This window comes from Xanthobacter pollutisoli (assembly GCF_040044995.1).
GTDB lineage: Bacteria > Pseudomonadota > Alphaproteobacteria > Rhizobiales > Xanthobacteraceae > Xanthobacter.
In genome coordinates this window covers 163,846-187,133 of sequence record NZ_JBDZDP010000008.1, presented here as the reverse complement: position 1 = coordinate 187,133, position 23,288 = coordinate 163,846, and the positions used below count along the sequence as shown (strand labels likewise).

Below are 23,288 nucleotides of genomic sequence, written 5' to 3'. Positions count from 1 at the left end.
GGAAGCGATGGAGCGGCTCGAAGGGGATTACGACTACATCGTCGTCGGCGCCGGCACGGCCGGCTGCATCGTCGCCAACCGCCTGTCGGCGGACCCGCGCAACCGCGTGCTGCTGCTGGAAGCGGGCGGGCGGGACAACTGGATCTGGTTCCACATCCCCGTCGGCTATCTCTTCGCCATCGGCAATCCGCGCGCCGACTGGATGTTCAAGACCGATCCCGAGCCGGGCCTGAACGGCCGCGCGCTCAACTATCCCCGCGGCAAGGTCATCGGCGGCTGCTCCGCCATCAACGCCATGATCTCCATGCGCGGGCAGGCGGCGGACTATGACCACTGGCGCCAGCTGGGTCTGGCCGGCTGGGGCTGGGACGACGTGCTGCCGGCCTTCAAGGCGCTGGAAGACCATTTCCTCGGCGCGAGCGACCTCCACGGGGCGGGCGGCGGCTGGCGCATCGAGGCGCCGCGCATCGCCTGGGACGTGCTCAACGCGGTGGCCGACGCCGCCGGCGAACTGGGCATCCGCCGGGTGCCGGACTTCAACACCGGCGACAACGAGGGCGTCGGCTATTTCCACGTGAACCAGAAAGCCGGCCGCCGCTGGTCGTCCGCCCGCGGCTTCCTCAAACCCGCCCTCTCCCGCCCGAACCTCAGGCTGGAGACGGACGTTTTGGCGGACCGCCTCCTCATCGAGAACGGCCGCGCCGTGGGCGTGCGCTACCGCCAGAACGGGCGCTGGATCGAGGCGCGCACCCGCGGCGAGGTGATCCTCACCGCCGGCTCCATCGGCTCGGTTCAGATCCTCCACCGCTCCGGCGTCGGCCCCGGCGACTGGCTCGCCGAGCGCGGGGTCGCGACAGTGCTGGACCGGCAGGGGGTGGGTCGGAACCTGCAGGACCACCTCCAGCTGCGCGCCATCTACAAGGTCGCCGGCATCCGCACCCTGAACGAAACCTACTATTCCCTGCCCCGCCGCGCCCTGATGGGGGTGGACTATGCCCTGCGCCGGCGCGGCCCGCTCACCATGGCGCCCTCCCAGCTCGGCATCTTCACCCGGTCCGATCCGCACCAGGAGCGGGCCAACATCCAGTTCCATGTGCAGCCGCTCTCGCTCGACAAGTTCGGCGAGCCGCTGCACCGCTTCCCGGCCATCACCGTGGCGGCCTGCAACCTGCGCCCGACCTCGCGGGGCATCGTGCGCATCACCGGTGCCGACCCCGAGGCCGCGCCGCAGATCGCGCCGCATTACCTCACCACCGAGGAGGACCGGCAGGTGGCGGCCGACGCCATCCGCGTCACCCGCCGCCTGATGCGCCAGAAGGCGCTCGCCCCCTACCGGCCGGAGGAATATCTGCCCGGCCCGTCCGTGGGCGACGACGACGCATCGCTCGCCAAGGCGGCGGGCGACATCGGCACCACCATCTTCCACCCCGTCGGCACGGCGAAGATGGGCCGCGTGGACGATCCCATGGCGGTGGTGGACGAGCGCCTGCGCTTCATCGGCCTCGGCGGCCTGCGCGTGATCGACGCCTCCGTCATGCCCACCATCACCTCGGGCAACACAAATACGCCCACGGCGATGATCGCGGAAAAGGGCGCCCGCCTCGCGATCGAGGACGCACGGGCCGGAGCCACTTCGGCAGCGGCCTGAGGGGCGCGTCGCTTCCCCTCATCTCCCGGACAGGCCCGGGCGATGTCGGCCCGGCGCGATGCGCGCCCTACGCCTGCCGCAGGGCGCGGCGCATGATCTTGCCGGAGCCGGTGCGGGGCAGTTCGTCCAGGAAGACATAGGCGCGGGGCCGCTTGTATTCGGCGAGATGCGCGGCGGCGAAAGCCGCGAGCGCCGCCGCGTCCGCCAGGGCCCCGGCCTGCATCACCACGAAGGCGGTCACGACCGAGACCTCGCCCGATTGCGTCTCCGCCACCGCCACCTCGGCGACGTCCGGATGGGCGGCAAGCGCGCGTTCCACCTCTTCCGGCGCCACGCGATAGCCGAACGCGTTCATCTGGTCGTCGGCCCGGCCTTCGTACCAGAGATAGCCGTCCGCATCGAAGCGGGCGAGGTCGCCGGTGACGAACCAGTCGCCACGCTGCGCCGCCTTGGTCTCCGCCGGCAGGCCCCAATAGCCCAGCATCAGGCCGGGATCGGAGCGATGCACGGCGAGAACGCCGGTCTCCCCCGTCGGCAGGGGCCATTCGGCATCGGGCACGCCGGCTTCCGGCGGCAGCACCGCCACGCGCCGGCCCGCCTGCGGCTTGCCGGGGCTGCCCGGGCGCGTCGGCACGCGCGGGCTGGAGGAGACGTAGGTGGAGATCTCGCTCATTCCCAACGCCTCGTAGAGCGGCCGGCCGGTGGCCTCCACCCATTCGGCGTGAAGCGCCGCCTTCAGCGCCTCGCCGGCGGTGAGGCCGTGGCGCAAGGCGGGGAAGCGGTCCTGAGTCACGCGGCCGTACTTCAGGATGCGCCGGTAGAGGCCGGGCACCGCCGCGAACACCGTGGCGCCCGATGCCTCCAGAAGGTTCGGCCACGCCTCCGGCGGCCGCTCGCCCAGATGCACGATGCTGGTGGCGCCCGCCGCCCACGGGTCCATGAGGCCGACCCCGAGCGTGTAGGTCCAGTTGAACGCCCCGGCGTGGAACAGCAGGTCCTCCCCGGTCAGATCGTGCCAGCCGTCCCGCATGGGGCGCCGGCCGAGCGCCGCCCGCTGGGCGTGGGCGACGCCCTTGGGCCGCCCGCTGGTGCCCGAGGTGTAGACGAGGAAGGCGAGATCATCCGCCGTCGTCTCGGCGAAGTCGGCGGCCGAGGCCGCGGCGAGCCGCTCCATGCCCGCCGCGTCGATCGCCTCCACGCCGTCCCGTGCCGCGGGCATGACGCCGGAGCCGTCACCGACCACCAGCGCCGCCCCCGAATCGTCGAGGATCATCTCCACCTCGCGGGCGGTGAGCATGGTGGAGGTAGGGATCGGGGCGAGGCCGGCGGCGATGGCGCCGAAGAACATCAGCGGAAACTGCGAGGTGTTCCCCACCCGCAGCAGCACCCGCGCGCCCGGCGGCAGGCCAAAGGCGGCAAGCCCGCCGGCGACCCGCAGCACCGCCTCGCGCAGCGCGCCGTAGCTCCAGGTCTCGACGATCCGCCCCGCCGGCCCCTCGGCCACGAGCAGCGCCGGCTTGGCGGGATCGGCAGCGGCCGCCGTGAGGCAATAGCGGGCAAGATTGAAGGGCCGCGGCGCGGGGACAAGGCGGTCGGATGGGGCGTCGCTCATGGCGCGATCATGGCCCGCGCGGACCCATGCGCGCCAGTGCTTCCGATGGCGCCGTCAGCGCCGTCCGAAGCCGGGGGCGCATCGCACATGCGGCCGCGCCGTCGCGCCGACTTGACTGGACCTTGGCGCGCCGCGCGGCGACCCTGCCCGCCGGATGCCGGCCCGACCCGACACCCGGCCCGCGCCCGACAAATGTCTTACGCAAATGTGCGAGCTTGCGCCGTAAATTGGCTCCCGGCACACCGAAGCCAAGAAAAGCCATGAGGGAGACGTCCATGTCCGATGGGGGCAAGAGCCGCTATGCGCAGGCCTATGCCAGCTGGAGAGCCGACCCGTCCGCCTTCTGGGGGGAGGCCGCCGGCGGGCTGGACTGGTCGAAGGCGCCCACAAAGGTCTTCGATGCCGAGGCCGGCGTCTATGGCCGCTGGTTTCCCGACGCGGTCGGCAACATCTGCCACAACGCCCTCGACCGCCACGTGGCGTCGGGCCGGGGCGATCAGGCGGCGCTGATCTATGACAGCCCCGTCACCGGCGCCAAGCGCACCCTGACCTATGCCCAGATGCTGAAGGAGACGGCGACGCTGGCCGCCGTGCTCCGGGACATGGGCGTCGCCAAGGGCGACCGCGTTCTCATCTACATGCCCATGGTGCCGGAGGCGATCTGCGCCATGCTGGCGTGCGCCCGCATCGGCGCCATCCATTCCGTGGTGTTCGGCGGCTTCGCGGCGAAGGAGCTGGCGACCCGCATCGAGGACGCCGAGCCCAAGGTCATCCTCGCCGCCTCCTGCGGCGTGGAGCCGAACCGGGTGGTGCCCTACAAGCCTTTGCTCGATCTCGCCATCTCCATGTCGGCGGTGAAGCCCGAAGCCTGCCTCGTGCTGCAGCGGCCCGAGGGGCCCGGTGCCCTCGTGGAGGGCCGCGACCGCGACTGGGCGCAGGCGGTGGACGACGCCGTGGCGGCGGGCAAGACGGCCGAGTGCGTGGACGTTCTCGCCACCGATCCGCTCTACATCCTCTACACCTCCGGCACCACGGGGAAGCCCAAGGGCGTCGTGCGCGACACCGGCGGCTACATGGTGGCGCTCGACTGGAGCATGAAGAACCTCTACGGCATCGCGCCCGGCGAGGTGTTCTGGACAGCCTCGGACATCGGCTGGGTGGTGGGGCATTCCTACATCGTCTACGCCCCGCTGATCCGCGGCGCGACCACCCTCGTCTATGAGGGGAAGCCGGTGGGCACGCCCGATGCGGGCGCCTTCTGGCGCGTCATCGAGGAGCACAAGGTGGTGGCGCTGTTCACCGCCCCCACCGCCCTGCGCGCCATCAAGAAGGAGGACCCCGAGGGCACCCTGAAGCAGGGCCGCGACCTCTCGCGCTTCCGCACCCTGTTCCTGGCCGGCGAGCGGGCCGACCCCGACACGGTGGTGTGGGCGCAGCAGCAGCTGAAGGTTCCGGTGGTGGACCATTGGTGGCAGACCGAGACCGGCTGGGCCATCGCCGCCAATCCGGTGGGGCTCGGCCTCCTGCCGGTGAAGCTCGGCTCGCCCACGGTGCCCATGCCCGGTTATGACGTGCAGATCGTCGACGAGGCGGCCCGCCCGGTGGCGGCGGGCACCATGGGCTCCATCGTGGTCAAGCTGCCCCTGCCTCCGGGCTGCCTGCCCACCCTGTGGCAGCAGGACGAGCGCTTCGCGGAGAGCTACCTCGCCGAGTTCCCCGGCTACTACAAGACCGCCGACGCCGGCTTTCTCGACGATGACGGCTATGTCTTCGTCATGGGCCGCACCGACGACATCATCAACGTGGCCGGCCACCGCCTCTCCACCGGCGGCATGGAGGAAGTCCTGGCCTCCCACCCGGACGTGGCGGAATGCGCCGTCATCGGCGTCAAGGACCAGCTGAAGGGCGAGGTGCCCTGCGGCTTCGTGGTGCTGAAGGCCGGCGAGCGCCGCGCGCCCGACGTGATCGAGAAGGAATTGGTGGGGCTGGTGCGCGACCGCATCGGGCCCGTGGCCGCCTTCAAGCTGGCGGTGACGGTCAATCGCCTGCCCAAGACACGCTCGGGCAAGATCTTGCGCGGCACCATGAAGAAGATCGCCGATCACGATCCCTGGACCATCCCGGCCACCATCGACGACCCGGTGGTGCTGGAGGAGATCGAGGACGTGCTGAAGGAACGCGGCATCGCCTGACGCTACGTCATGAACGATGAAGAGAAGGCCGGGCCCGCGCCCGGCCTTCTGCGTTTCAGGGCCTCAGGGGACGCGGCCGCCGCCGCGCGAGGGGTCGAAGCAGGTGTAGCCGATGAAGCACTGCGGGTTGTCCCGCGTAGGCACCCATTCCGGCTTGGTGTCCTGCTCGTAGTAGCAGAACCTGCGGTCGCGGACGTAGCGGTCGTAGAGCGTGCGCGAGGTGGCGAGCACCGCCACCCCCCGCGCCTGGATGAGGCCCGCCGCCTCGGCGCAGGTGAGCGACAGGCTGGAGGTCTGCGCCACGGCGGCGCCGCTGGTGCAGAGCAGCCCGGCGAGCACCGCTGCTGCAAAGGCTGGGGCGGAAGCCGTGAAAATCCTCGGCATTCTGAAGTTCCTCTTCGTGTGCGCTCCGGCGCGCATGCCCCGCGGGGTTGAGCTGGGGTCCGCGCCGGGCAGGTGCAAGGGGCGCCTTTGGACCGCCGGCGTCATCGCTCGCCGAAATTGTCCCGCGTCGGCACGAAGCAGGTGTAGCCGATGAAGCACTGGGGATTGTCCCTCGTCTTCACCCATTCGGGCTTCAGCTGCTCCGCCCCGGAGCAGAACGCCAGCGAGCTCACGTAGCGGTCGTAGATGTTGGGCCCGGTGCCGATGACGACGCCGCCTTGCTGCGCCACCAGGCTCGCGGTCTGACGGCACGTCATGGCGAGGCTGTCGGGGCGCGCCGAGGCCGCTCCGGTGGATGCGGTGACCAGCGCGAGGGCGAGCGCGGCCGGGGCGGCGCGGCGCGGGAATCGGTAAAGTTGCATTTCACCCTCCTCGGGGACGAATCCCCCGCTTGACACGCTGCGCCCCGGCGGCTGAACGGCAGCTGAAGAGCCTTGTTTTAACGTCGTATTTACCTCTCCGGCACCGCTGGACGCGGCGCCTGGCGGGTCCCGCCCGAAAAACCGGCTATGTGGCGGTAGCATGCTGGGAAATGGGCCATTGGTTGTGGCGATTTGGGGTAAGTGTGGCAAGAATGTTACGGCATTCGGACGTGACCCCTGCTAGATAGAACCCACTGGACGAACGACTCGTACCTGGCGTCTGCGTTTCGAACGAATTCGCCCATCGCGTTAAGTTACCCAAGCAAGGGGGTTGGTCATGAAGCGGTTCCTTCTCGCCACTGTCGCGCTGGCGGCGCTCTCGGCTCCGGCCGCGGCTGCTGACCTGGCGACGAAGTATCCTGTCAAGGCTGTTGCGGTTCCGGTGTTCTCCTGGACCGGTTTCTACATCGGCGCCAACGTCGGCTACGGCGGTGACAAGTTCACCTACGACGCCAACTTCCTCGGCGGCCCCGCTCTCGCCTCTGCCAGCATCACCTCGTCCGGCTTCTTCGTCGGCGGCCAGATCGGCTACAACTATCAGTTCGCCAACAACGTCGTGCTCGGCATCGAGACCGACCTGCAGTGGTCGGACATCTCCGGCACCGTCGACGCTTCGATCGTCGGTCTCCCGGTCCTGAGCGTCGGCTCCTCGATCGACTACTTCGGCACGATCCGCGCCCGCCTTGGCTACGCGATCGACCGGTTCCTGCCCTACATCACCGGTGGTGTGGCGTACGGCAAGACCGCGACCGACGTGAGCTTCCTCGGTGTTCCGCTGTTCTCCGACTCCGCCACCTCCTGGGGCTGGACCATCGGCGCCGGCGGCGAGTTCGCCATCACCAACAACTGGACGTTCAAGGCCGAATACCTCTACGTCGACCTGGGCAACAGCGACGTGGAAGCCACCGTCGTGGCCCCCGGCCTCGTGATCGGCAACGACTCCAAGTTCCACACCTTCAAGGCGGGTGTGAACTACAAGTTCTGATCGAAGCCTCGCTTCATCGGGAAGAAGCCCGCTGCCTTGGCAGCGGGCTTTTTCTTTGCCCGAACGCCACCGTGCCTACCCCTCCGAACGGGTCGGCGAAGGCGTTGTTACCGCCCGCGAAGCTGGTCTAACCTGCGCCCATGACCGACGACATCGCCTTCGACCGCAAGTTCGACGTGCCGGCCGGCCGCGTCGACCGGGTGACGCCCCGCGTCCGCCGTATCGTGGCACCGAACCCCTCGCCCTTCACCTTCACCGGCACCTGCAGCTACATCATCGGCGAAGGCCGCGTCGCCATCCTTGACCCCGGGCCGGACGACCCGGCCCACGTGGCGGCGCTGCTCGACGCCGTGCGCGGGGAGGAGGTCACCCACATCGTCGTCACCCACACCCATCGCGATCATTCCCCCGCAGCGGCTGCGGTGAAGGCGGCCACTGGCGCCCCAACTGTGGCTGAAGGGCCACACCGCGCCGCCCGCCCGCTCGCCATCGGCGAGGTCAATCCCCTCGACGCGAGCGCCGACACCGACTTCCGCCCCGACATCCGCATGGCCGATGGCGAGACACTCGCCGGCGATGGCTGGACCCTGTCGGCCATCGCCACGCCCGGGCACACCGCCAATCATTTCGCCTTCGCCTTGGCGGAGGATGGGCTGATCTTCTCCGGCGACCATGTCATGGCCTGGGCCACCTCCATCGTGGCGCCGCCCGACGGCTCCATGGGCGACTACATCCATTCGCTGGAGCGCCTCGCGGCGCGGCCCGAGACCGTCTACCTGCCGGGGCACGGCGGCCCGGTGCGGGATGCGCCGGCCTTCGTCGCCGACTACCTCGCCCACCGCTTGGCGCGGGAAGCGGCCATCCTGCGGGCGCTCGACCGGGAGGTGGAGACGGTGCCGGATCTGGTGCGCGGCATCTATATCGGCCTCGATCCGCGCCTCGTCGGCGCCGCATCCCTCACCGTGCTTGCCCATCTGGAACATCTGGTGGCGAGCGGGCGCGTCGTCACCGACGGCGCAGCGGCCATCAGCGGCCGCTTCCGCCCGGCGGCCTGAGGCGCGCGTCCCGTGTGCGGCCGCTTCGTCCAGCTGACGCCGCCCGCCGCCGTCGCCGCGCTGTTCTGCATCGACGGGGCGACGGGACTGCCCAACGTGCCGCCGCGCTACAATGCGGCGCCGACGCAGGATTTGATGGTCATCCGCCGCCATCCCGACTCCGGCGCCCGTCATCTCGACCTGATGCGCTGGGGACTGGTGCCGTCCTTCGCCCCCGACATGTCGGGCGGCGCCAAGCTGATCAATGCGCGGGCCGAGACCGCGCCGTCCAAGCCGACCTTCCGCGCCGCCTGGAAGGCCCGCCGCTGCATCGTGCCGGCGGACTTCTTTTATGAGTGGAAGGCGGTGGAAGGCCGCCGCCAGCCCTTCCTCATCGCACGGGCGGACGGGCGGCCCATGGCCTTCGCCGGCCTGTGGGAGGGGTGGAGGGATCCGGCCACCGGCCTGTGGCAGCGCACCTTCACCATCCTCACCTGCGCGGCGGATCCGGCGCTGGTGCCGCTGCACGAGCGCATGCCGGTGATTCTCGGCGAGGAGGATATTGCGGCATTCCTCGAGGCCCCGGACCCGCGCGACCTGATGCGGCCGTTCCCCGGGCTGGTGCTGCGGCCCGTGTCGGCCCGTGTCAACGCCGTGCGCAACGACGATGCCGACCTCCTGGCGCCCCTGCCGCCGGCCGAGGCCGAGGCGGCGCTGGCGCAGCTTTCCGCCTGAAGTGATCGGCTCCCGAGGTCAGCGGCGGCGGCGCTCGGCGGTGAGGTCGGCCATCAGCGCCTCTATGCGCTGGGCATTGGTGCCGAGATCGTGGATGCCGTAGCGGGCCGACGAGCGCATATCCACCCGCGCGCCTTTCGACGTGGGGCGGATGCGGATGGAAACGTCGCTGCGGAAGCCCATGAGGGGCGACACCGCCACCGCCTCGATCTGCCCGTCACGCCGCGTGCCGCGGGGTGGGACGGCATCGAGGATTCGCCACTTGCGCTTCTGCACCAGCGCCAGGACCGTGTTGAACGCCTCTTCCGGCGTTGCGGTGAGGTCCACCGGCTTGATGCCCGGATAGGCGATGCGCTGGGCTGCCGCCGCCTCGGCGCCGCCAAAGACGAGGGAGTTGGCCTCCCGCGGGTGGGCGAGCGCCAGCCCCCGGAAGCGCGGCGGATCCGCAGCGTCGGTGGCGATGTCGGTGAGCTTGGGCAGCATCATCCCACGCGCCAGCACGGCAGCCGGCCCGGCCAGCACCAGCACCGCGATGGCCACCGCGGCGATGGCGCGCCCGATGCCGAGCCACCCCGTCTCCCAGGTGACGAAGAAGGCCACCGTTCCGAGGACGCCGGCGACGAGCGCGAGCACCAGCCCGGCCCCGAGGGTGGCGATGGCCGGCTGGAAGTCGAGCAGGCCGGCGCGATAGAGCAGCGCCGCCAGCGCCACCACCGGAAGGGAGAACAAGGCTAGCCGGAAGCTCCACCGCGCGAGCGGCGAAAAGCGTTCCTCGGAATAAAGCCGCCGTCTGATCATCGTCTCGAACCGCTCGCGGGCGCCTGCCCCGTTAGACCGCGTTTTCCCCGGTGAGGGAAGAGGCCCGCCCGCCGGCGAGGGCTGCGGGGAGGTCTTCCACGCTGTCCACCACGAGGTCGGAACCGGCGATGAGGTCGTCCACCGGCGCCGGGCCGCTGCGCACCAGGATGAAGCGGGCCCCGGCGCCATGGGCGGCGGCCATGTCGTGGGCGCTGTCGCCGATCACCGCCATGGTCCGCGGCGCGAGGCCGAACCGCTCGGCGAACGCCGTGACCATGCCCGGCCCGGGCTTGGACCCGAAGCCGGAATCATAGCCGTGGATGGCGGCGAGGAGCGGCAGCAGCCCCAGCGCGCCGGCCTGCTGGCGGGCGTTCTCCTCGGCGTCGTTGGTGACGATCCCCAGGAGGAAGCCGGCGGATTTCAGCTGCTCCAGCGCATGCCTCGGGTGGCCGATGGGGGTGAGGTTCATGAGGCCCTCGGCGGCAAACAGCCGGTCGATCTCACTGAGGAACGCTGCATCCGCGGGGCGGCCGAGGGCGTGGGCCCAGAGCGGCCCGTAATGGGCGGAGGAGCCCGATACGAGGGGCGACGAGGGCAGGAAGCGCTCCTCCTCGGCGATGTAGTGGCTGACGGCCTCCAGCCGCGCCACCCCATGGGGGTCGTCGCCCGCCAGGGCGCGCATGACCGCGCCGGCCGCCCGGCCCCAGGTGCGGTCGAAATGCACCAGCGTGCCGTCCTTGTCGAAGAGCAGAGCGGTGAGGTCGTGCATGGCGGCTCGGTGGGAGAGGAAGGGGCAGCGAAGCGGCTTTGCCGCGCGCGGGCCCGCCGATCCGGGGACCCGATGGCCCGGCGGCTGCGGCGGGTTCACTAGAGCATTTCCGGGGGGCAGCGGAAATCGCAAATGCGGCCGGATGGCCCGCCGCGGCGTTGGATCGAGTGAAGTGCTGTCCGCCCGGCCCAAAAACGCTTTAGGATCATGCCCATGATTACCAAGCAACGATCCGCGCCGCGGCGCCCTGGTCCTGCCGCCGTCCCCGGGGTGGGGCCCCTTCTCTCGTTGCCGGGCGGTGTAAGGCTGCTGAGCTGGGCCCTGATGCTCGCCTCAGGCTCGGCGCTGGCCGCGCCCGCCCCGCTGCCGCCACAGAAGCCGAAGGCCATGCAGGCGCTCGCCGCGACCCGCATGGCGCCCTTGCGCAGCGCGCCGTTGCCGCCGCGCCGGCCGGCCGAGCTCGACGGGCAGGAGGAGACCGAAGAGGCGACCCAGCCGGAGACGGAGCGTGCGGAAGAGGCTACAGGATCGCCGGACCGCCCCTCCCATGAGCCCGCGGCGCCGCGTCCCCGCCTCGCGGCGCGCACCCCTCTGCCCGAGGCGGTGGAGCGCGCCGCTCCCCCGCCGACGCCGCCGGAGCGGCCCGATCCGGCCGCGACCGCGCCGCCAGCCCCGGGGCCGGCCGAGATGCCGGCCGCCTGCGCCGCCCTCATGGGCGAGGGGGTGATGGCCGCGAGCCTGGAGCCGGGCATTGCGGCCACCGGCGCGTGCGGCCTACCCCAGCCGGTGCGGCTGACCGGTGTGCGGCTGGAGAGCGGGCGGATGGTGGCGCTCAAGCCGGCGGCGGTGTTTCGCTGCGAGGTGGCGGTGGCCTTCACCGCGTGGCTGCGGGAGACGCTGGCGCCCGCGGTCGCCGAGCTTGGCTCGGAAATGAGCGCGGTGCGCATCGCCGCGTCCTATGACTGCCGGCCCCGCAACCGGGTCGCGGGCGCTAAGATGAGCGAGCACGGCATCGGCAATGCGGTGGACGTGGGCGGGTTCGAGATGGTCGACGGCCGCGCCATCCTGGTGGAGAAGGGCGGCCTGCCCCAGCCTTTCCGCACGACCATGCGGGAGAGCGCGTGCAGCCGCTTCACCACGGTGCTCGGTCCCGGCTCGGACGGCTATCACGAGGACCATATCCATGTGGACCTCGCCCAGCGCCGGGGCGGCTACCGGATGTGCCAATGGAACCTCGACGCCGGCTCCGCCGTCGCTGCGCGCAAGGACGCGGTGCCTGACGACCGGAAGGCGCGGGACGGGACGGCGGAGGGAGGCAAGGGTCAGGACGGCAAGGCTTCGGCGGCCCGCTCCTCGCCCGACGGCAAGGCGGGCGGAGCCAGCCGGCGGTCGGGTGACGCCAAATCCCCAGGAGACAGCAAGACTTCAGGTGACGCGAAGTCATCGGGGAACGCAACGGCGTCTGATAGCGGCAAGTCTTCAGAGGGCGCCCGATCTTCAGAGGGCGCGAAGTCTTCGCGCGACGCCAGAACTTCGCGGGATGTCCCGACCTCCAGCGAGGCAAAGCCGTCCGCCAGAAGTTCGGCCAAGCCGTCCGCAGGCGACAAGGCCGACGGCAGGCCTTCGCCGCCCGCCGCTGCCGCGTCGAGGGCCAAGCCCAAGTCCGATCCCAAGGCTGGAAGCGCTCAGGCCCCGGCCGGAGGGACACCGAACGGCGAAAGCGCGGGCAAAGACGGCGCCGGCACGGACAAGCCGGCCGCGCGATAGGAGCGCGGCCCCGCGCTCCCGTTACCCAGATCGCCGTGATCGGGTGGCTTTGACCGGAGCGTCTGTCCGGGAGGCGCCGGGATGGCGGCATGCATGCGCCATGGGTCGGCCTCGAGGTGCTGAGCATCCCGCCGCGATCCCGCCGGCGCGCCCGGCGCCACAAGCGAGCGGCCTCTCATGCAGGTCCCAACGCAAAAGGGGCGCGGCCAGGCCGCGCCCCTTTCGATAACTGGAGGAAACCGGGCTCAGAGCACCACGACTTCCGCGCCGGTGGGCACCCGGCTGTAGAGGTCGATCACGTCCTCGTTCAGCATGCGGATGCAGCCGGAGGAGATGGCCTGGCCGATATATTCCGGCTGGTTGGTGCCGTGGATGCGGAACAGCGTGTCGCGGCTGCCCTGGTAGAGGTACAGCGCCCGCGCGCCCATGGGATTGTGCGGGCCGGGAGCCACGTAGGACGGCAGGCCGGCGATGCGCTGGTGGATTTCCGGGGTGGGGGTCCAGCTCGGCCACTCGGCCTTGCGGCCCACCTTCGCCTGCCCACGGAACGCGAGGCTCTCCTCGCCGACGGTGACGCCGTACCGGATGGCCTTGCCGTTCGCTTCCACATAGTAAAGGAACTTGTTCGGCGTATCCACGACTATGGTACCGGGCTTCTGCCGGGTCGGATACTCAACGATATGCCGGGCATACTCGCCCGAGGGCTTCACATTGGGGTACGGCTTATTTGCCAGAAGCTGCTTGTCCCGCGAGGTCATCGCAGCTTCGGGTGCCGGCGCATAAGTACCTGAGACGCAGCCGCTGAGCATCAGACCCGCCAGCAGTGCTCCGAACGCCCGCCACATCATGTTCGCCTCATTAAACTTCACCCCTTGTCGTGCAAGGAGGATTCGATCCCGCTCAGTCTGAATTAGCTCAATGTCCGGCCCGCTTGAAGAGACGACCGGCCGTCGAGGTCTGCTTGTGCGAAAGCGTTGCAGAAATGCCGCACACATTGACCTTTCGGCACCCTCTTTGGAGTTTTGCAAGCTTTGGGGCGCCTACTCTCCGTATGACCTCGGAGAAGACGCACCGATTGCACAGTTTCGACGCAGTCGGTGGCCATCTCTGGTGGGGTCACGAACAGGTGCCGCTACGTAACGGCGCACCACACAGGAGTTGAACATGTCTACCGGACAGCAAGGGCTCAGCCCCCGGGCCGAGTCGGATCTGAAGCGTACCGCGCAGAGCCAGCAGTGGCGCGACATCGGCATCTCGGCGGTTGCCGCTGCCGCCCATCAGGCGAGCGAGAAGCGCGCCGCGGATGTGAAGGCATCCGGCGAGCCGAACCGGATCGTGACACTCAAGGACATCGACTTCCTCGCCGCGTGAGGCGAGGGTTCGCACCTCGGGCCCGGCGCGGGGGCCGGGCCAGGCGGCAGTGTCCGGTATGAGGCTGCTTTCCCTGCGGGGCCGGGCGGGCTAGAAGAGCCTGCCGATCCGAGGACAGCCCATGCTCATCGCCTATGTCATGAACGGGGGAAGCCTCGAGGCCATCCCGGTCACGGAGGGTCCGATCCCCGAGGCCGCCGTCTGGATCGACCTGGCGACCCCCACAGAGACAGACGACGCCCGCGCGGAAGCCTTCGCGGGAATATCGGTGCCCACCCGCGAGGAGATGGGCGAGATCGAGCAGTCGAGCCGCCTCTATGTGGAGGACGAGGCCCGATACATGACGGCCTCGATCCTGTGCGGCGCCGATACCGAGACGCCGGTGATGCTGGCCGTCACCTTCATCCTCACGCGCAGCCGCCTCATCACGGTCCGCTACGGTGAGCCGCGCGCCTTCCCCACCGTCTCCAGCCGGCTCGGCAAGTCCTGCCCCTCATCCATCACCGGCGAGGACGTGCTCATCGACCTGCTCGAAGCCGTCGTGGACCGCTCGGCCGACGTGCTGGAGCAGATCGGCGCCGATGTGGAGCGCATCTCGAAGCGCATCTTCACCCGCTCCGCCGCCGGCGAGAACGCCAACCAGCGCTATCGCGCCATTCTCTCCCATATCGGCCGCAAGGAAGGCCTCGTCTCCTACGCGCGGGAGAGCCTCGCCTCGCTGCAGCGGCTCATCTCCTTCCTCGGGGCGGAGACCAACGGCTCCACCATCGCCAAGGATTCGAAGGCCTCCATCAAGTCCATGAGCCGCGACGTGGCCGGCCTCTCGGACTATGCCAACTTCCTCGGCGACAAGCTCCAGTTCCTGCTGGACGCCACCATCGGCATGGTGAGCCTGGAGCAGAATAACATCATCAAGATCTTCGCGGTGCTCTCGGTGGTGCTGATGCCGCCGACGCTGATCGCCTCCATCTACGGCATGAACTTCCAGCACATGCCCGAGCTGGACTGGACCTATGCCTATCCCACCGCGCTCGTGGCGATGGTGATCTCGGGCATCCTGCCCTACGTCTTCTTCAAGTGGCGCGGCTGGCTGTAGGCGCGTTCGCGCTCACACGTGCTGGCCGCCGTTGATGAGGATTTCCGCGCCGTTGAGGTAGGACGAGGTCTCCGTGCACAGCACGTAGACGATCTTCGCCACCTCGTCGGGGGTGCCGAGGCGCTGCATGGGGATCTGCGCCACGATCTTCTCCGTGCCCGGCGAGAGGATGGCGGTGTCGATTTCCCCCGGCGCGATGGCGTTCACGCGAATGCCGCGGCGCCCGAAGTCCGAGGCCATCTCCCGCGTCAGCGCAGCAAGCGCGGCCTTGGAGGTGGCATAGGCGGCCCCGGCGAAAGGGTGCACCCGCGAGCCGGCGATGGAGGTGACGTTCACCACCGAGCCCTGCGCCCTCTCCAGCTCGGCCGCGAGCCCCCGCGCCAGGATGATGGGGGCGAAGAAGTTGACCTGAAACACGTCCACCCATGTCTCGAGGTCGGTGTCGAGGGTGCCGAGGCGCGCGCCGCCCTCGCCCTTGGGGGAGATGGCGGCGTTGTTGACCAAAGCGTCGAGCTTGCCTTCAGGCAGGCGGCGCTTCACCTCCGCGATCGCCGCCTTGGTGCTGGCGGGGCTCGCGAGGTCCACCTGCAGGTGGTCCTCCGGCCCGGCGCCCCACGGGCATTGCTCGGGAAAAGGATGGCGCGAGCAGGAGATGACCCGCCACCCCGCAGCCGAGAAGCGCTTCACCGTCGCATGGCCGATGCCGCGCGAGGCGCCGGTGAGGAGCATGGTGCGCGGCCTGTCGTCGGAATCTGCGGTCATTCTCCGGCCCTCCAGGCCAAAAGCGGGGCGCGACACAGGCAGCACCGCCGCGCGTCCCGGGTCAAGGCCGGTGGCCGCGCCGGCGGGCCGGATCGCAAGCCGATCGGATAGCGCCGTCTGGCGACGGGGTGGTTCAGCGGGCGGATGATCCCATCCGCCCGTATCGCGCCGACGTCCCGCTCAGGGATAGAGGCGGGTCTTGCCCCAAGGGCCGCCCGCCGCATCGCGCTCGAACCGCACGCGGTCGTGCAGGCGGAACGGGCGGTCGTGCCAGAATTCCATGGCCACGGGCAGGATGCGGAAGCCGGTCCAATGGGGCGGCCGCGGCACGCTGCCGAGGGCATATCTCGCCGTCGCCGTGGCCACCGCCGCCTCCAGCGCGAAACGCCCCTCCAGCGGCTGGGACTGGTCGGACGCCCAGGCGCCGATCTGGGAGAGGCGGGGACGGGTGGCGAAATAGGCGTCGGCCTCCGCATCGCTCACCCGCTCCACCGGACCGCGCACCCGCACCTGCCGGCGCAGGCTTTTCCAATGGAAGACCAGAGCCGCCTTCGGCACGGCCGCCAGCTCGCGCCCCTTGGCGCTGCCGGTGTTGGTGTAGAAGACGAAGCCCCGGTCATCGAGCCCCTTGAGCAGGACCATCCGCGCGTCCGGCAGGCCGTCCGTATCCACGGTCGCGAGGGTCATGGCGTTCGGATCGTTGGGCTCGGAACGCTCCGCCTCCTTCAGCCATTCGGCAAAAAGCCGGAACGGCTCGGAAGATTGCGTGAAATCACCGGATGTTAAGGTGTCGTGGGCTTCCATGGTCGTGCTCGATGTCATCTGGGAGCCCCTCGTGCCAGGCCGTTTGTGCGCCGCCTCTTCGGACCGCCGTACCCTCTTATATAGAAGCGCCGAGCGCCTGCGCGAAGGCCTTCCCCGAACGGCGGCGGCGGCGCTCGTGGGGATGGCGATCTTGGGGCTGGCGCTCGCCGGCTGCGCCAGCGTGCCGGCGCCCGACGACGATGCGCTGGTCACCGGCTCGATCCGGCCGACCCCCGCCGCCTTGCGGGTGCCGGAGGGCGCACCGCCCAAGGGCGTGCTGGCGCGCGACTGGGACGCGGCCAAGCTCGCCCTCGATCAGGCGCTCGCCTCCCGCGAGAAGGACGTCTCCATTCCCTGGGACAATCCCGAGACCGGCGCCCGCGGCACGGCGACGCCGGTGGGCCCGGCGCGGGCCGGCGGCTGCCGCGACTTCATGATCTCGCTGGTGGACGCCAAGGCCACCGACCGCTGGATTCAGGGCGAGGCCTGCCGGGCCGGCACCGGCACCACCCTCTCGCAGGTGCGGGTGCTCGGCCGCGCCTGACGGGCGGGGCGCGCGGCCGCACGAAAAGCCGGCCGTCGCGGGAGCGCGGCCGTTGCATTTTCCGCGCCGCGAACCACATGTTTCCTGCGGCCGGCCGCCTGAGCGCCGGCCGGCGAGGTGACTATTCATGCGTGATCCCTACGACGTCCTCGGTGTTTCCAAGACCGCCGACGAGGCAGAGATCAAGCGCGCCTACCGGAAGCTGGCGAAGAAGCTGCATCCCGACGCGAACGCGTCCGATCCCAAGGCCCAGGATCGGTTCGCGGAACTCAACACGGCGCACGAGATCCTGTCCGACAAGGAAAAGCGGGGCCAGTTCGACCGCGGCGAGATCGACGCCGAGGGCAAGCCGCGCGCGCCCGAATTCTCCGGCTTCGGCGGCGGGCCGCGGCGTGGCCCCGGCGGCTTCTCAGGCTTTGACGGCGACACCATCTTCGAGAGCTTCTCCTTCGGGCCCGAAGGGGCGCGGCGCACGTCGTCGCGCGGCGGGCCGGGGTTCGAGGACCTCGGCGACATCTTCGGCTTCGGCCGGCAGCGGCGCTCCGCCGGCGGCGGCTTCGCTCCGCAGCCCGGCGCCGACATGGAGATCACCCTCCCCGTCTCCTTCGAGGAGGCGACACAGGGCGCATCCAAGCGGGTTGGCCTGCCCAACGGCAAGCAGATCGACATCAAGATCGCCGCCGGCACCCGCGAAGGCCACCGCATGCGCCTCAAGGGCCATGGCGAGCCGAGCCCCATGGGCGGGCCGGCGGGCGATGCCTATGTGACCATCTCCTATGCCGCCCATCCCCTGTTCGAGCGCGACGGGGACGATCTGCGCCAATCCCTCGACGTGGCCCTGGCGGACGCGGTGCTCGGCGCCAAGGTGCGGGTGCCCACCCTGACCGGTGCGGTGGAACTGGCGATCCCCGCCTGGACCTCGGGCGGGCGCACCTTCCGCCTGCGCGGCAAGGGCCTGCCCAATGCCACCGGTGGCCATGGCGACCTGTTGGCGCGGGTCAACATCGTGCTGCCGAAGGAGAAGGACGCGGCGCTGGAAGATCTCATGCGCAAGCTGAAGGATGCGGAGGCCTGAGGCCGCCGCGCCCACCCGCCACCCTCTTGCGCTTCCCTCCTGCTACGCTCGCGCTTGCGCCCAACGCCTGCTTTCCACGTGGGCAGGCTGCCTCTATTGTGCGCGCCCTGACCGTCACAGCGGATGCGCGCCCATGTTCCTCGAGCTGCAGAACCTCTATTTCGAAGACCTCTCCGTGGGCCGCGCCGAGCGCATCTCCAAGACCGTGTCGTCCTCCGACATCGTCGGCTTCGCCGAGCTGACGGGCGACCGCAACCCCATCCATCTCTCCCAGCACTTCGCCGCGAAGACACCCTTCGGCGGCCGCATCGCCCACGGTCTCTACACCGCGAGCCTGATCTCGGCGGTGCTGGGCACCCGCCTGCCGGGGCCGGGCGCCATCTACATCTCCCAGACGCTCAACTTCCGGGCGCCGGTGCGCATCGACGACACGGTGGAGGTGGAGGTGAAGGTGGAGGAGCTGATCCCCGAGCGCTTCCGCGCCCGCCTCTCCTGCATCTGCCGGGTGAACGGCGAGGTGGTTCTGGACGGCGAGGCGCTGGTGAAGGTGCCGTCGTCGGGCGCCCAGAAGGTTGCGTCCGCCTGAGGGCTCGGCCACCCTGCCGCCGTCCCAAGGGAGGAAAGCGGCATGTTCGAGTCCGCCAAGTTCGAGCACCATCTCGACAAGGCCGCCTTCAAGGCGATGGAGCCCAGCCTGCGCGAGGACCTGCTGAACGCGCAGTTCCAGCTCATCGAGCAGAAGCGCCGCAGCCTTATCGTGCTCATCCACGGGCCGGACGGGTCCGGCAAGGGCGCCGTGCTGAACCGGCTCTACGGCTGGCTCGACGTGCGCAAGCTGCAGACCCTCACCTTCGACATGCCCTGCGCCGAGGGCGACCGCCCCGCCATGTGGAAATACTGGCGCGAGCTGCCGCCGTTCGGCCAGATCGGCATCATGCTCGGCTCGTGGTACCATCAGCCGGTGTGCAAGCGGGTGCTGGGAGAGCTCGGCCGCGGCGGCTTCATGAGCGCGCTGGAGGAGATCCAGCGGTTCGAGGCGATGCTGCACGCCGAGGGCGTCAGCCTCTTGAAGATCTGGCTCTATCTCGACCCTGAAGAGGCCCGCCGCCGCCTCAAGGGCCTCGACAAGGGGGATTACCAGCGGCCCGTGGTGCGCGAGTGGGAGGAGCTTGCCGGGGCCGCCCCGCGCAAGCGTCTGCTCGCCGTCTCCGAGGACGCCGCCCGCGCCACCTCCACCGAGATCGCCCCGTGGCACGTGGTGCCCGCCGCCGACGAGGAATATCGCGACGCCATGGCGGGCAGCCTCCTGCTGGAGAAACTGCGGGCTTTGGCGGAGGAGCCCGAACCTGCGTCGCAACCCCTGCCGCCCAACCCCACCCGCGTGCCCGGCGCGCTGCCGGCCTTTTCCATCCTGTCCACCCTCGATTTGACGCAGAAGCTGGACGAGGAGACCTACGACCGTCAGCTGGACGCAGCGCAGAGCCGCATCACCCGCCTCACCAATTCCAAGGCGTTCGCGAAATCCGGCCTGGTGGTGGCGTTCGAGGGGTCGGACGCGGCGGGCAAGAGCTCCACCATCATGCGGCTGCGGCGTGCGCTCGATCCGCGGCGCTTCCGCGTGCACCCCATCGCCGCTCCCACCGACGAGGAGCGGGCGCGCCCCTATCTGTGGCGCTTCTGGCGCCACATCCCGGCGCACGGGCGCTCGGTCATCTTCGACCGCTCCTGGTACGGACGGGTGCTGGTGGAGCGGGTGGAGGGCCTGTGCGGCCCGGACGACTGGGGCCGGGCCTATGGCGAGATCAACGATTTCGAGGCCCAGCTCACCGCCGCCGGCTATGTGGTGGTGAAGTTCTGGCTCGCCATCAGCCAGGAGGAGCAGGCGCGCCGCTTCGAGGCGCGCGAGACGATCGCCTACAAGCGCTTCAAGCTCACCCCCGAGGACTGGCGAAACCGCGAGAAATGGCCGCTCTACGAAGCCGCCGTCACCGAGATGGTGGACCGCACCTCGACCCGCGAAGCCCCTTGGACGCTGGTGGAAGCGGAAGACAAGCAGTTCGCAAGGGTGAAGGTACTGAAGACCATCGCCGACCGGCTGGAGAAGGCGCTGGGGTAGGGCCCGGTGGGAGAGGGGGTCTCGCTGGAGCCGGTTTGACCGGAGGGCCCATCGCGCCGCCGGGCACCGGCTCTCTGTGGTGGCATGGATGCTCCGGTCAAGCCGGAGCATGACGGCTTTAAGCCGTACGCCGGCCCTCCCCCGCCGTCGCCCTCCGGCTTGACCGGAGGGCCCATCGAGCCACCGGGCACCGGCTCTCGGTGGCGGCATGGATGCTCCGGTCAAGCCGGAGCATGACGGCTTTAAGCCGAACGCCAGTCCTCCCTCGCCGTCGCCCTCCGGCTTGACCGGAGGGCCCATCGTGCAGCAGGTCGCTGGCTCTCGGTGGAGGCATGGATGCTCCGGTCAAGCCGGAGCATGACGGTCTTTGGCCGGCCACCGCCCTCCCCCGCTGTCGCCCTCCGGCGTGACCGGACGGCCCATGCTCTCATCGCGCCTGCCAGACCTCGCCGGGGTGCAGCGGCAGGAAGCGGGCGGGGGGGATGGCGGAGGCCTCAAGCGCCTCGGCGAGGGCGAGCTTGGGCGCGTCCTGCGCCTCGTCCGTGAGGCGGAAGGTTCCCCAATGGATGCCGAGGCCCTGGGCGGCGCCGGTATCCTCGAGAATGCGCACCGCCTCCTCCGGGTTGGTGTGCTGGGCCGCCATGAACCAGCGCGGCTCGTAGGCGCCGATGGGGATGAGCGCCACCCGCGGCGCGCCGAAGTCGCGGCGCACCGCCCGGAAGATGTCACCGCTGCCGTAGCCGGTGTCGCCGGCGAAATAGATGATCCCTTGCGGCGTCAGCAGGACGAACCCCGCCCACAGGGCGAAGCGGCGGTCGCTGAGCCAGCGGGCGGACCAGTGGTTGGCGGGATGCAGCACCGCGCTCACCTCCGCCCCGAGATCGAACCGCTCGCCCCAGTCGCCGGTGGTCACGTCCATGCCGGCGATGCGCCGGCGGATGACCGCGTCGTTGCCGAGGGGCGTGAGCACCCGCGGCGCATGAGCGCGCCTGAGGCGGGCGAGGGTCGCCATGTCGAGATGATCGTAGTGATTGTGGCTGAGCAGCACCCAGTCGATGCGCGGCAGCGCGTCGAAGGCGATCCCGGGCGGATTGTGGCGCTTCGGCCCGAGGAAGGGCAGCGGGCTCACCCGCTCAGACCACACCGGATCGGTGAGGATGTTGAGCCCGGCCACCTGGATGAGCAGGCTGGCGTGGCCGACCATGGTGATGCGGATGCCGTCCGCGACCTGCGCCGGCGGGGTGTCGGTGCCCGCGGCGAGGGGCGGCTGTGCCGGCCACACGCCCCGCACCTCCCGCGACCTGCGCCAGCGCAGCAGGTCCTTCGGGGTCTTGTCGGTGGAGGGATGGCCGGGATTGAAGAAGCGCGTCCCGTCGAAATGGTCCGAGGGCGCGCCCTGATGATAGGGGCGGGGCATGGCGGGTATATCTGGTGGCCGCGGCCGTTGCGCAAGCCGCGCGCCCGGCTTGCCTATTCGGCGGCCGCGCGCGGCTGGGCCGGCAGCGGGCAGGTTTCGCCCGTCAGATGGCCGCGGCCGAAATCGGCGAGCGCCAGCACCGCGCCGCGCAGCCGTTCGCCCTTGTCGGTGAGGCGGTAGCCCACCTGCGGCGGCACGGTAGGATAGACGGTGCGGTGGATGAGGCCGTCCGCCTCCATTTCGCGCAGCGCCTTGGCGAGGATGCGCTGGGTGACGTTGGGCATGCGCCGGCGCAGCTCGGAGAAGCGCTGCTCGCCCCCCAGGAGGTGATAGACGGTGGCGCCCTTCCATTTGGCGCCGATCAGCTCCAGCGTCGCCTCCACGGGGCAGCCGGTGCCGGCATAGGTGATGTGGCGCTTGGCCAAGCTGCGGGCTCCTCCTGAAGGCGCGCCGGGCCGCGCCGCGCGTCGGGCAAGTATGGCGAGGCCGGTCGTCCGGCGCCATATGGCGGGTGGGCGCGGCCGAAAGGCGGTATCACCGCTGATACCTGGCTCCCGCAGTGTGCCGTCTTGCACCTTGGCGCCGCCGATAGACATTAGGGCCACCCCGCGCGCTGCCGCGCCTCCTGCGAGATCCCCCCATGAAGGCCATCGGTTACATCTCTTCCCTCCCCGCCGACCATGCGGACGCGCTGTTCGCCTTCGAGGCGGCCGATCCCGTGCCCGGTCCGCGCGACCTTCTGGTCCGCATCAAGGCCATCTCGGTGAACCCGGTGGACACGAAGGTCCGCATGCGCCGGCAGGGCACGGCCGAGGCGCCGGTGATCCTCGGCTGGGATGCGGCGGGCGTGGTCGAGGCCGTGGGGCCTGAGGCGGCTGGCTTCGCCGTGGGCGACGAGGTCTATTATGCCGGCAGCCTCACCCGCCCCGGCACCAATGCCGAGCTGCATCTGGTGGATGCGCGCATCGCCGCGCGCAAGCCGCGGACCCTCTCCTTCGCCGAGGCGGCGGCCCTGCCGCTCACCGCGCTCACCGCCTACGAAGGCCTGTTCGACCGGCTGAAGCTCGCCCGCGGCACCGCCGACGACAGGGACGTGCTGCTCATCGTCGGCGCGGCGGGGGGCGTCGGCTCCATGGCGGTGCAACTCGCCCGGCGGCTCACCTCGGCGACCATCATCGGCACCGCCTCGCGCCCCGAGAGCGCGGCCTGGGTCAAGGAGCTCGGCGCCGACCACGTGGCCGACCACGCCCAGCCCCTGAGCGCCGAGCTGAAGCGGCTGGGCTTTCCCGATGCCCATCTCATCTTCAGCCTCACCGGCACCGCCGGCCACTGGACCGAGCTGGTGGAGGCGCTGAGGCCCCAGGGCACCATCTGCGTCATCGATGACCCCGAGACCCTGGACGCGAAGCTGCTGAAGCTGAAGAGCGGCGCGCTGGCGTGGGAATTCATGTTCACCCGCTCCATGTTCGAGACCGAGGACATGGCCGCCCAGCACCTGATCCTCTCGGAAGTGGCGGGTCTGGTGGACGAGGGGCTGCTGCGCACCACCCTCGGCGCTCATTTCGGCCCCATCACGCCGGAGAATCTCAAGCGCGCCCATCTCGCGCTGGAGAGCGGGCGCTCCATCGGCAAGATCGTGCTGGAAGGCTGGTGAGGGGCGCCGCGCCGCGGATGGCGCGCAGTCGGGCGGCGCTCAA

At 70.3% G+C, this 23,288-nt stretch carries 23 protein-coding genes; 13 read left to right on the top strand and 10 right to left on the bottom strand.

Annotated features, from left to right (window positions below):
* The first annotated feature begins 7 nt into the window (after positions 1 to 7).
* Positions 8 to 1,648, top strand: a complete 1,641-nt coding sequence (locus ABLE93_RS16805; protein WP_348840998.1) for a GMC family oxidoreductase — start codon at positions 8 to 10, stop codon at positions 1,646 to 1,648.
* 67 nt (positions 1,649 to 1,715) lie between these two features.
* Here ABLE93_RS16805 and ABLE93_RS16800 read toward each other — a convergent pair whose 3' ends face one another.
* Positions 1,716 to 3,260: a class I adenylate-forming enzyme family protein gene (locus tag ABLE93_RS16800; protein ID WP_348840997.1), complete on the bottom strand. Its 1,545-nt coding sequence runs from the start codon at positions 3,258 to 3,260 to the stop codon at positions 1,716 to 1,718.
* A 275-nt stretch (positions 3,261 to 3,535) separates the two neighbouring features.
* On the opposite strand from ABLE93_RS16800, the gene ABLE93_RS16795 reads away from it, so the two are divergent.
* On the top strand, positions 3,536 to 5,452 hold the full coding sequence (locus tag ABLE93_RS16795; protein ID WP_348840996.1) for a propionyl-CoA synthetase: 1,917 nt from the start codon (positions 3,536 to 3,538) through the stop codon (positions 5,450 to 5,452).
* A 63-nt stretch (positions 5,453 to 5,515) separates the two neighbouring features.
* On the opposite strand, the gene ABLE93_RS16790 is transcribed toward ABLE93_RS16795, so the two are convergent.
* Positions 5,516 to 5,836 carry a hypothetical protein gene (locus ABLE93_RS16790; protein WP_348840995.1) on the bottom strand — a complete coding sequence of 107 codons (321 nt, stop codon included), beginning with the start codon at positions 5,834 to 5,836 and terminating at the stop codon, positions 5,516 to 5,518.
* 101 nt (positions 5,837 to 5,937) lie between these two features.
* On the bottom strand, positions 5,938 to 6,258 hold the full coding sequence (locus tag ABLE93_RS16785; protein ID WP_348840994.1) for a hypothetical protein: 321 nt from the start codon (positions 6,256 to 6,258) through the stop codon (positions 5,938 to 5,940).
* A 337-nt stretch (positions 6,259 to 6,595) separates the two neighbouring features.
* Between ABLE93_RS16785 and ABLE93_RS16780 the strand changes: the two genes are divergently transcribed.
* The 3 genes from ABLE93_RS16780 to ABLE93_RS16770 all read left to right on the top strand — a co-directional run bounded on the left by ABLE93_RS16780 (position 6,596) and on the right by ABLE93_RS16770 (position 9,072).
* Positions 6,596 to 7,303: an outer membrane protein gene (locus ABLE93_RS16780; RefSeq protein WP_348840993.1), complete on the top strand. Its 708-nt coding sequence runs from the start codon at positions 6,596 to 6,598 to the stop codon at positions 7,301 to 7,303.
* A gap of 140 nt (positions 7,304 to 7,443) precedes the next feature.
* Positions 7,444 to 8,358, top strand: a complete 915-nt coding sequence (locus ABLE93_RS16775) for an MBL fold metallo-hydrolase (RefSeq protein WP_348840992.1) — start codon at positions 7,444 to 7,446, stop codon at positions 8,356 to 8,358.
* Between the two features lie 12 nt (positions 8,359 to 8,370).
* Entirely contained in the window at positions 8,371 to 9,072 is a 702-nt protein-coding gene (locus ABLE93_RS16770; RefSeq protein WP_348840991.1) for an SOS response-associated peptidase, read from the top strand.
* An 18-nt stretch (positions 9,073 to 9,090) separates the two neighbouring features.
* On the opposite strand, the gene ABLE93_RS16765 is transcribed toward ABLE93_RS16770, so the two are convergent.
* Both ABLE93_RS16765 and ABLE93_RS16760 read right to left on the bottom strand, forming a co-directional pair.
* Positions 9,091 to 9,801, bottom strand: coding sequence for a DUF1499 domain-containing protein (locus tag ABLE93_RS16765; RefSeq protein WP_348840990.1), 711 nt, complete (start codon positions 9,799 to 9,801; stop codon positions 9,091 to 9,093).
* Between the two features lie 100 nt (positions 9,802 to 9,901).
* Entirely contained in the window at positions 9,902 to 10,639 is a 738-nt protein-coding gene (locus tag ABLE93_RS16760) for an HAD family hydrolase (RefSeq protein WP_348840989.1), read from the bottom strand.
* 324 nt (positions 10,640 to 10,963) lie between these two features.
* Here ABLE93_RS16760 and ABLE93_RS16755 point away from each other — a divergent pair, with 324 nt between their 5' ends.
* On the top strand, positions 10,964 to 12,406 hold the full coding sequence (locus tag ABLE93_RS16755) for an extensin family protein (RefSeq protein ID WP_348840988.1): 1,443 nt from the start codon (positions 10,964 to 10,966) through the stop codon (positions 12,404 to 12,406).
* Between the two features lie 245 nt (positions 12,407 to 12,651).
* Here the strand turns inward: ABLE93_RS16755 and ABLE93_RS16750 are convergent, their stop codons facing one another.
* Positions 12,652 to 13,254, bottom strand: a complete 603-nt coding sequence (locus ABLE93_RS16750; protein WP_348840987.1) for a L,D-transpeptidase — start codon at positions 13,252 to 13,254, stop codon at positions 12,652 to 12,654.
* Positions 13,255 to 13,570: 316 nt separating this feature from the next.
* On the opposite strand from ABLE93_RS16750, the gene ABLE93_RS16745 reads away from it, so the two are divergent.
* Complete coding sequence (locus ABLE93_RS16745; RefSeq protein ID WP_348840986.1) at positions 13,571 to 13,777, top strand: hypothetical protein; 207 nt, start codon at positions 13,571 to 13,573, stop codon at positions 13,775 to 13,777.
* Between the two features lie 121 nt (positions 13,778 to 13,898).
* Complete coding sequence (locus ABLE93_RS16740) at positions 13,899 to 14,873, top strand: magnesium transporter CorA family protein (RefSeq protein ID WP_348840985.1); 975 nt, start codon at positions 13,899 to 13,901, stop codon at positions 14,871 to 14,873.
* A 12-nt stretch (positions 14,874 to 14,885) separates the two neighbouring features.
* On the opposite strand, the gene ABLE93_RS16735 is transcribed toward ABLE93_RS16740, so the two are convergent.
* Both ABLE93_RS16735 and pdxH read right to left on the bottom strand, forming a co-directional pair.
* Positions 14,886 to 15,602 (bottom strand): SDR family NAD(P)-dependent oxidoreductase, encoded by a 717-nt coding sequence (locus ABLE93_RS16735; RefSeq protein ID WP_510183046.1) that lies wholly within the window; start codon positions 15,600 to 15,602, stop codon positions 14,886 to 14,888.
* Positions 15,603 to 15,815: 213 nt separating this feature from the next.
* Positions 15,816 to 16,457 (bottom strand): pyridoxamine 5'-phosphate oxidase, encoded by a 642-nt coding sequence (gene pdxH / locus ABLE93_RS16730; RefSeq protein WP_348840983.1) that lies wholly within the window; start codon positions 16,455 to 16,457, stop codon positions 15,816 to 15,818.
* 124 nt (positions 16,458 to 16,581) lie between these two features.
* Here pdxH and ABLE93_RS16725 point away from each other — a divergent pair, with 124 nt between their 5' ends.
* From ABLE93_RS16725 to pap, 4 genes are all read left to right on the top strand, one after another.
* Positions 16,582 to 16,983 carry an RT0821/Lpp0805 family surface protein gene (locus ABLE93_RS16725; protein ID WP_348840982.1) on the top strand — a complete coding sequence of 134 codons (402 nt, stop codon included), beginning with the start codon at positions 16,582 to 16,584 and terminating at the stop codon, positions 16,981 to 16,983.
* Between the two features lie 127 nt (positions 16,984 to 17,110).
* Positions 17,111 to 18,058 (top strand): DnaJ C-terminal domain-containing protein, encoded by a 948-nt coding sequence (locus ABLE93_RS16720; RefSeq protein WP_348840981.1) that lies wholly within the window; start codon positions 17,111 to 17,113, stop codon positions 18,056 to 18,058.
* A 133-nt stretch (positions 18,059 to 18,191) separates the two neighbouring features.
* Entirely contained in the window at positions 18,192 to 18,644 is a 453-nt protein-coding gene (locus ABLE93_RS16715; protein ID WP_348840980.1) for a MaoC family dehydratase, read from the top strand.
* Positions 18,645 to 18,686: 42 nt separating this feature from the next.
* Positions 18,687 to 20,174 carry a polyphosphate:AMP phosphotransferase gene (gene pap / locus ABLE93_RS16710; RefSeq protein WP_348840979.1) on the top strand — a complete coding sequence of 496 codons (1,488 nt, stop codon included), beginning with the start codon at positions 18,687 to 18,689 and terminating at the stop codon, positions 20,172 to 20,174.
* A 427-nt stretch (positions 20,175 to 20,601) separates the two neighbouring features.
* Here pap and ABLE93_RS16705 read toward each other — a convergent pair whose 3' ends face one another.
* Both ABLE93_RS16705 and ABLE93_RS16700 read right to left on the bottom strand, forming a co-directional pair.
* Entirely contained in the window at positions 20,602 to 21,591 is a 990-nt protein-coding gene (locus tag ABLE93_RS16705; protein ID WP_348840978.1) for an MBL fold metallo-hydrolase, read from the bottom strand.
* 53 nt (positions 21,592 to 21,644) lie between these two features.
* Complete coding sequence (locus ABLE93_RS16700; protein WP_348840977.1) at positions 21,645 to 22,016, bottom strand: winged helix-turn-helix transcriptional regulator; 372 nt, start codon at positions 22,014 to 22,016, stop codon at positions 21,645 to 21,647.
* 215 nt (positions 22,017 to 22,231) lie between these two features.
* On the opposite strand from ABLE93_RS16700, the gene ABLE93_RS16695 reads away from it, so the two are divergent.
* The gene (locus ABLE93_RS16695; protein ID WP_348840976.1) at positions 22,232 to 23,245 is read left to right on the top strand and encodes a zinc-binding alcohol dehydrogenase family protein; all 1,014 of its coding nucleotides are present in this window, start codon (positions 22,232 to 22,234) and stop codon (positions 23,243 to 23,245) included.
* Positions 23,246 to 23,288 lie beyond the last annotated feature (43 nt).

Coding starts and splice junctions, on each gene's coding strand:
- ABLE93_RS16775 (WP_348840992.1), top strand. CDS start 7,444: ATGACCGACGACATCGCCTTCGACCGCAAGTTCGACGTGCCGGCCGGC.
- ABLE93_RS16720 (WP_348840981.1), top strand. CDS start 17,111: ATGCGTGATCCCTACGACGTCCTCGGTGTTTCCAAGACCGCCGACGAG.
- ABLE93_RS16705 (WP_348840978.1), bottom strand. CDS start 21,591: ATGCCCCGCCCCTATCATCAGGGCGCGCCCTCGGACCATTTCGACGGG.
- pdxH (WP_348840983.1), bottom strand. CDS start 16,457: ATGACATCGAGCACGACCATGGAAGCCCACGACACCTTAACATCCGGT.
- ABLE93_RS16735 (WP_510183046.1), bottom strand. CDS start 15,602: ATGCTCCTCACCGGCGCCTCGCGCGGCATCGGCCATGCGACGGTGAAG.
- ABLE93_RS16715 (WP_348840980.1), top strand. CDS start 18,192: ATGTTCCTCGAGCTGCAGAACCTCTATTTCGAAGACCTCTCCGTGGGC.
- ABLE93_RS16745 (WP_348840986.1), top strand. CDS start 13,571: ATGTCTACCGGACAGCAAGGGCTCAGCCCCCGGGCCGAGTCGGATCTG.
- ABLE93_RS16760 (WP_348840989.1), bottom strand. CDS start 10,639: ATGCACGACCTCACCGCTCTGCTCTTCGACAAGGACGGCACGCTGGTG.
- ABLE93_RS16780 (WP_348840993.1), top strand. CDS start 6,596: ATGAAGCGGTTCCTTCTCGCCACTGTCGCGCTGGCGGCGCTCTCGGCT.
- ABLE93_RS16805 (WP_348840998.1), top strand. CDS start 8: ATGGAGCGGCTCGAAGGGGATTACGACTACATCGTCGTCGGCGCCGGC.
- ABLE93_RS16750 (WP_348840987.1), bottom strand. CDS start 13,254: ATGATGTGGCGGGCGTTCGGAGCACTGCTGGCGGGTCTGATGCTCAGC.
- ABLE93_RS16790 (WP_348840995.1), bottom strand. CDS start 5,836: ATGCCGAGGATTTTCACGGCTTCCGCCCCAGCCTTTGCAGCAGCGGTG.
- pap (WP_348840979.1), top strand. CDS start 18,687: ATGTTCGAGTCCGCCAAGTTCGAGCACCATCTCGACAAGGCCGCCTTC.
- ABLE93_RS16740 (WP_348840985.1), top strand. CDS start 13,899: ATGCTCATCGCCTATGTCATGAACGGGGGAAGCCTCGAGGCCATCCCG.
- ABLE93_RS16800 (WP_348840997.1), bottom strand. CDS start 3,260: ATGAGCGACGCCCCATCCGACCGCCTTGTCCCCGCGCCGCGGCCCTTC.
- ABLE93_RS16785 (WP_348840994.1), bottom strand. CDS start 6,258: ATGCAACTTTACCGATTCCCGCGCCGCGCCGCCCCGGCCGCGCTCGCC.
- ABLE93_RS16755 (WP_348840988.1), top strand. CDS start 10,964: ATGCTCGCCTCAGGCTCGGCGCTGGCCGCGCCCGCCCCGCTGCCGCCA.
- ABLE93_RS16795 (WP_348840996.1), top strand. CDS start 3,536: ATGTCCGATGGGGGCAAGAGCCGCTATGCGCAGGCCTATGCCAGCTGG.
- ABLE93_RS16695 (WP_348840976.1), top strand. CDS start 22,232: ATGAAGGCCATCGGTTACATCTCTTCCCTCCCCGCCGACCATGCGGAC.
- ABLE93_RS16725 (WP_348840982.1), top strand. CDS start 16,582: ATGGCGATCTTGGGGCTGGCGCTCGCCGGCTGCGCCAGCGTGCCGGCG.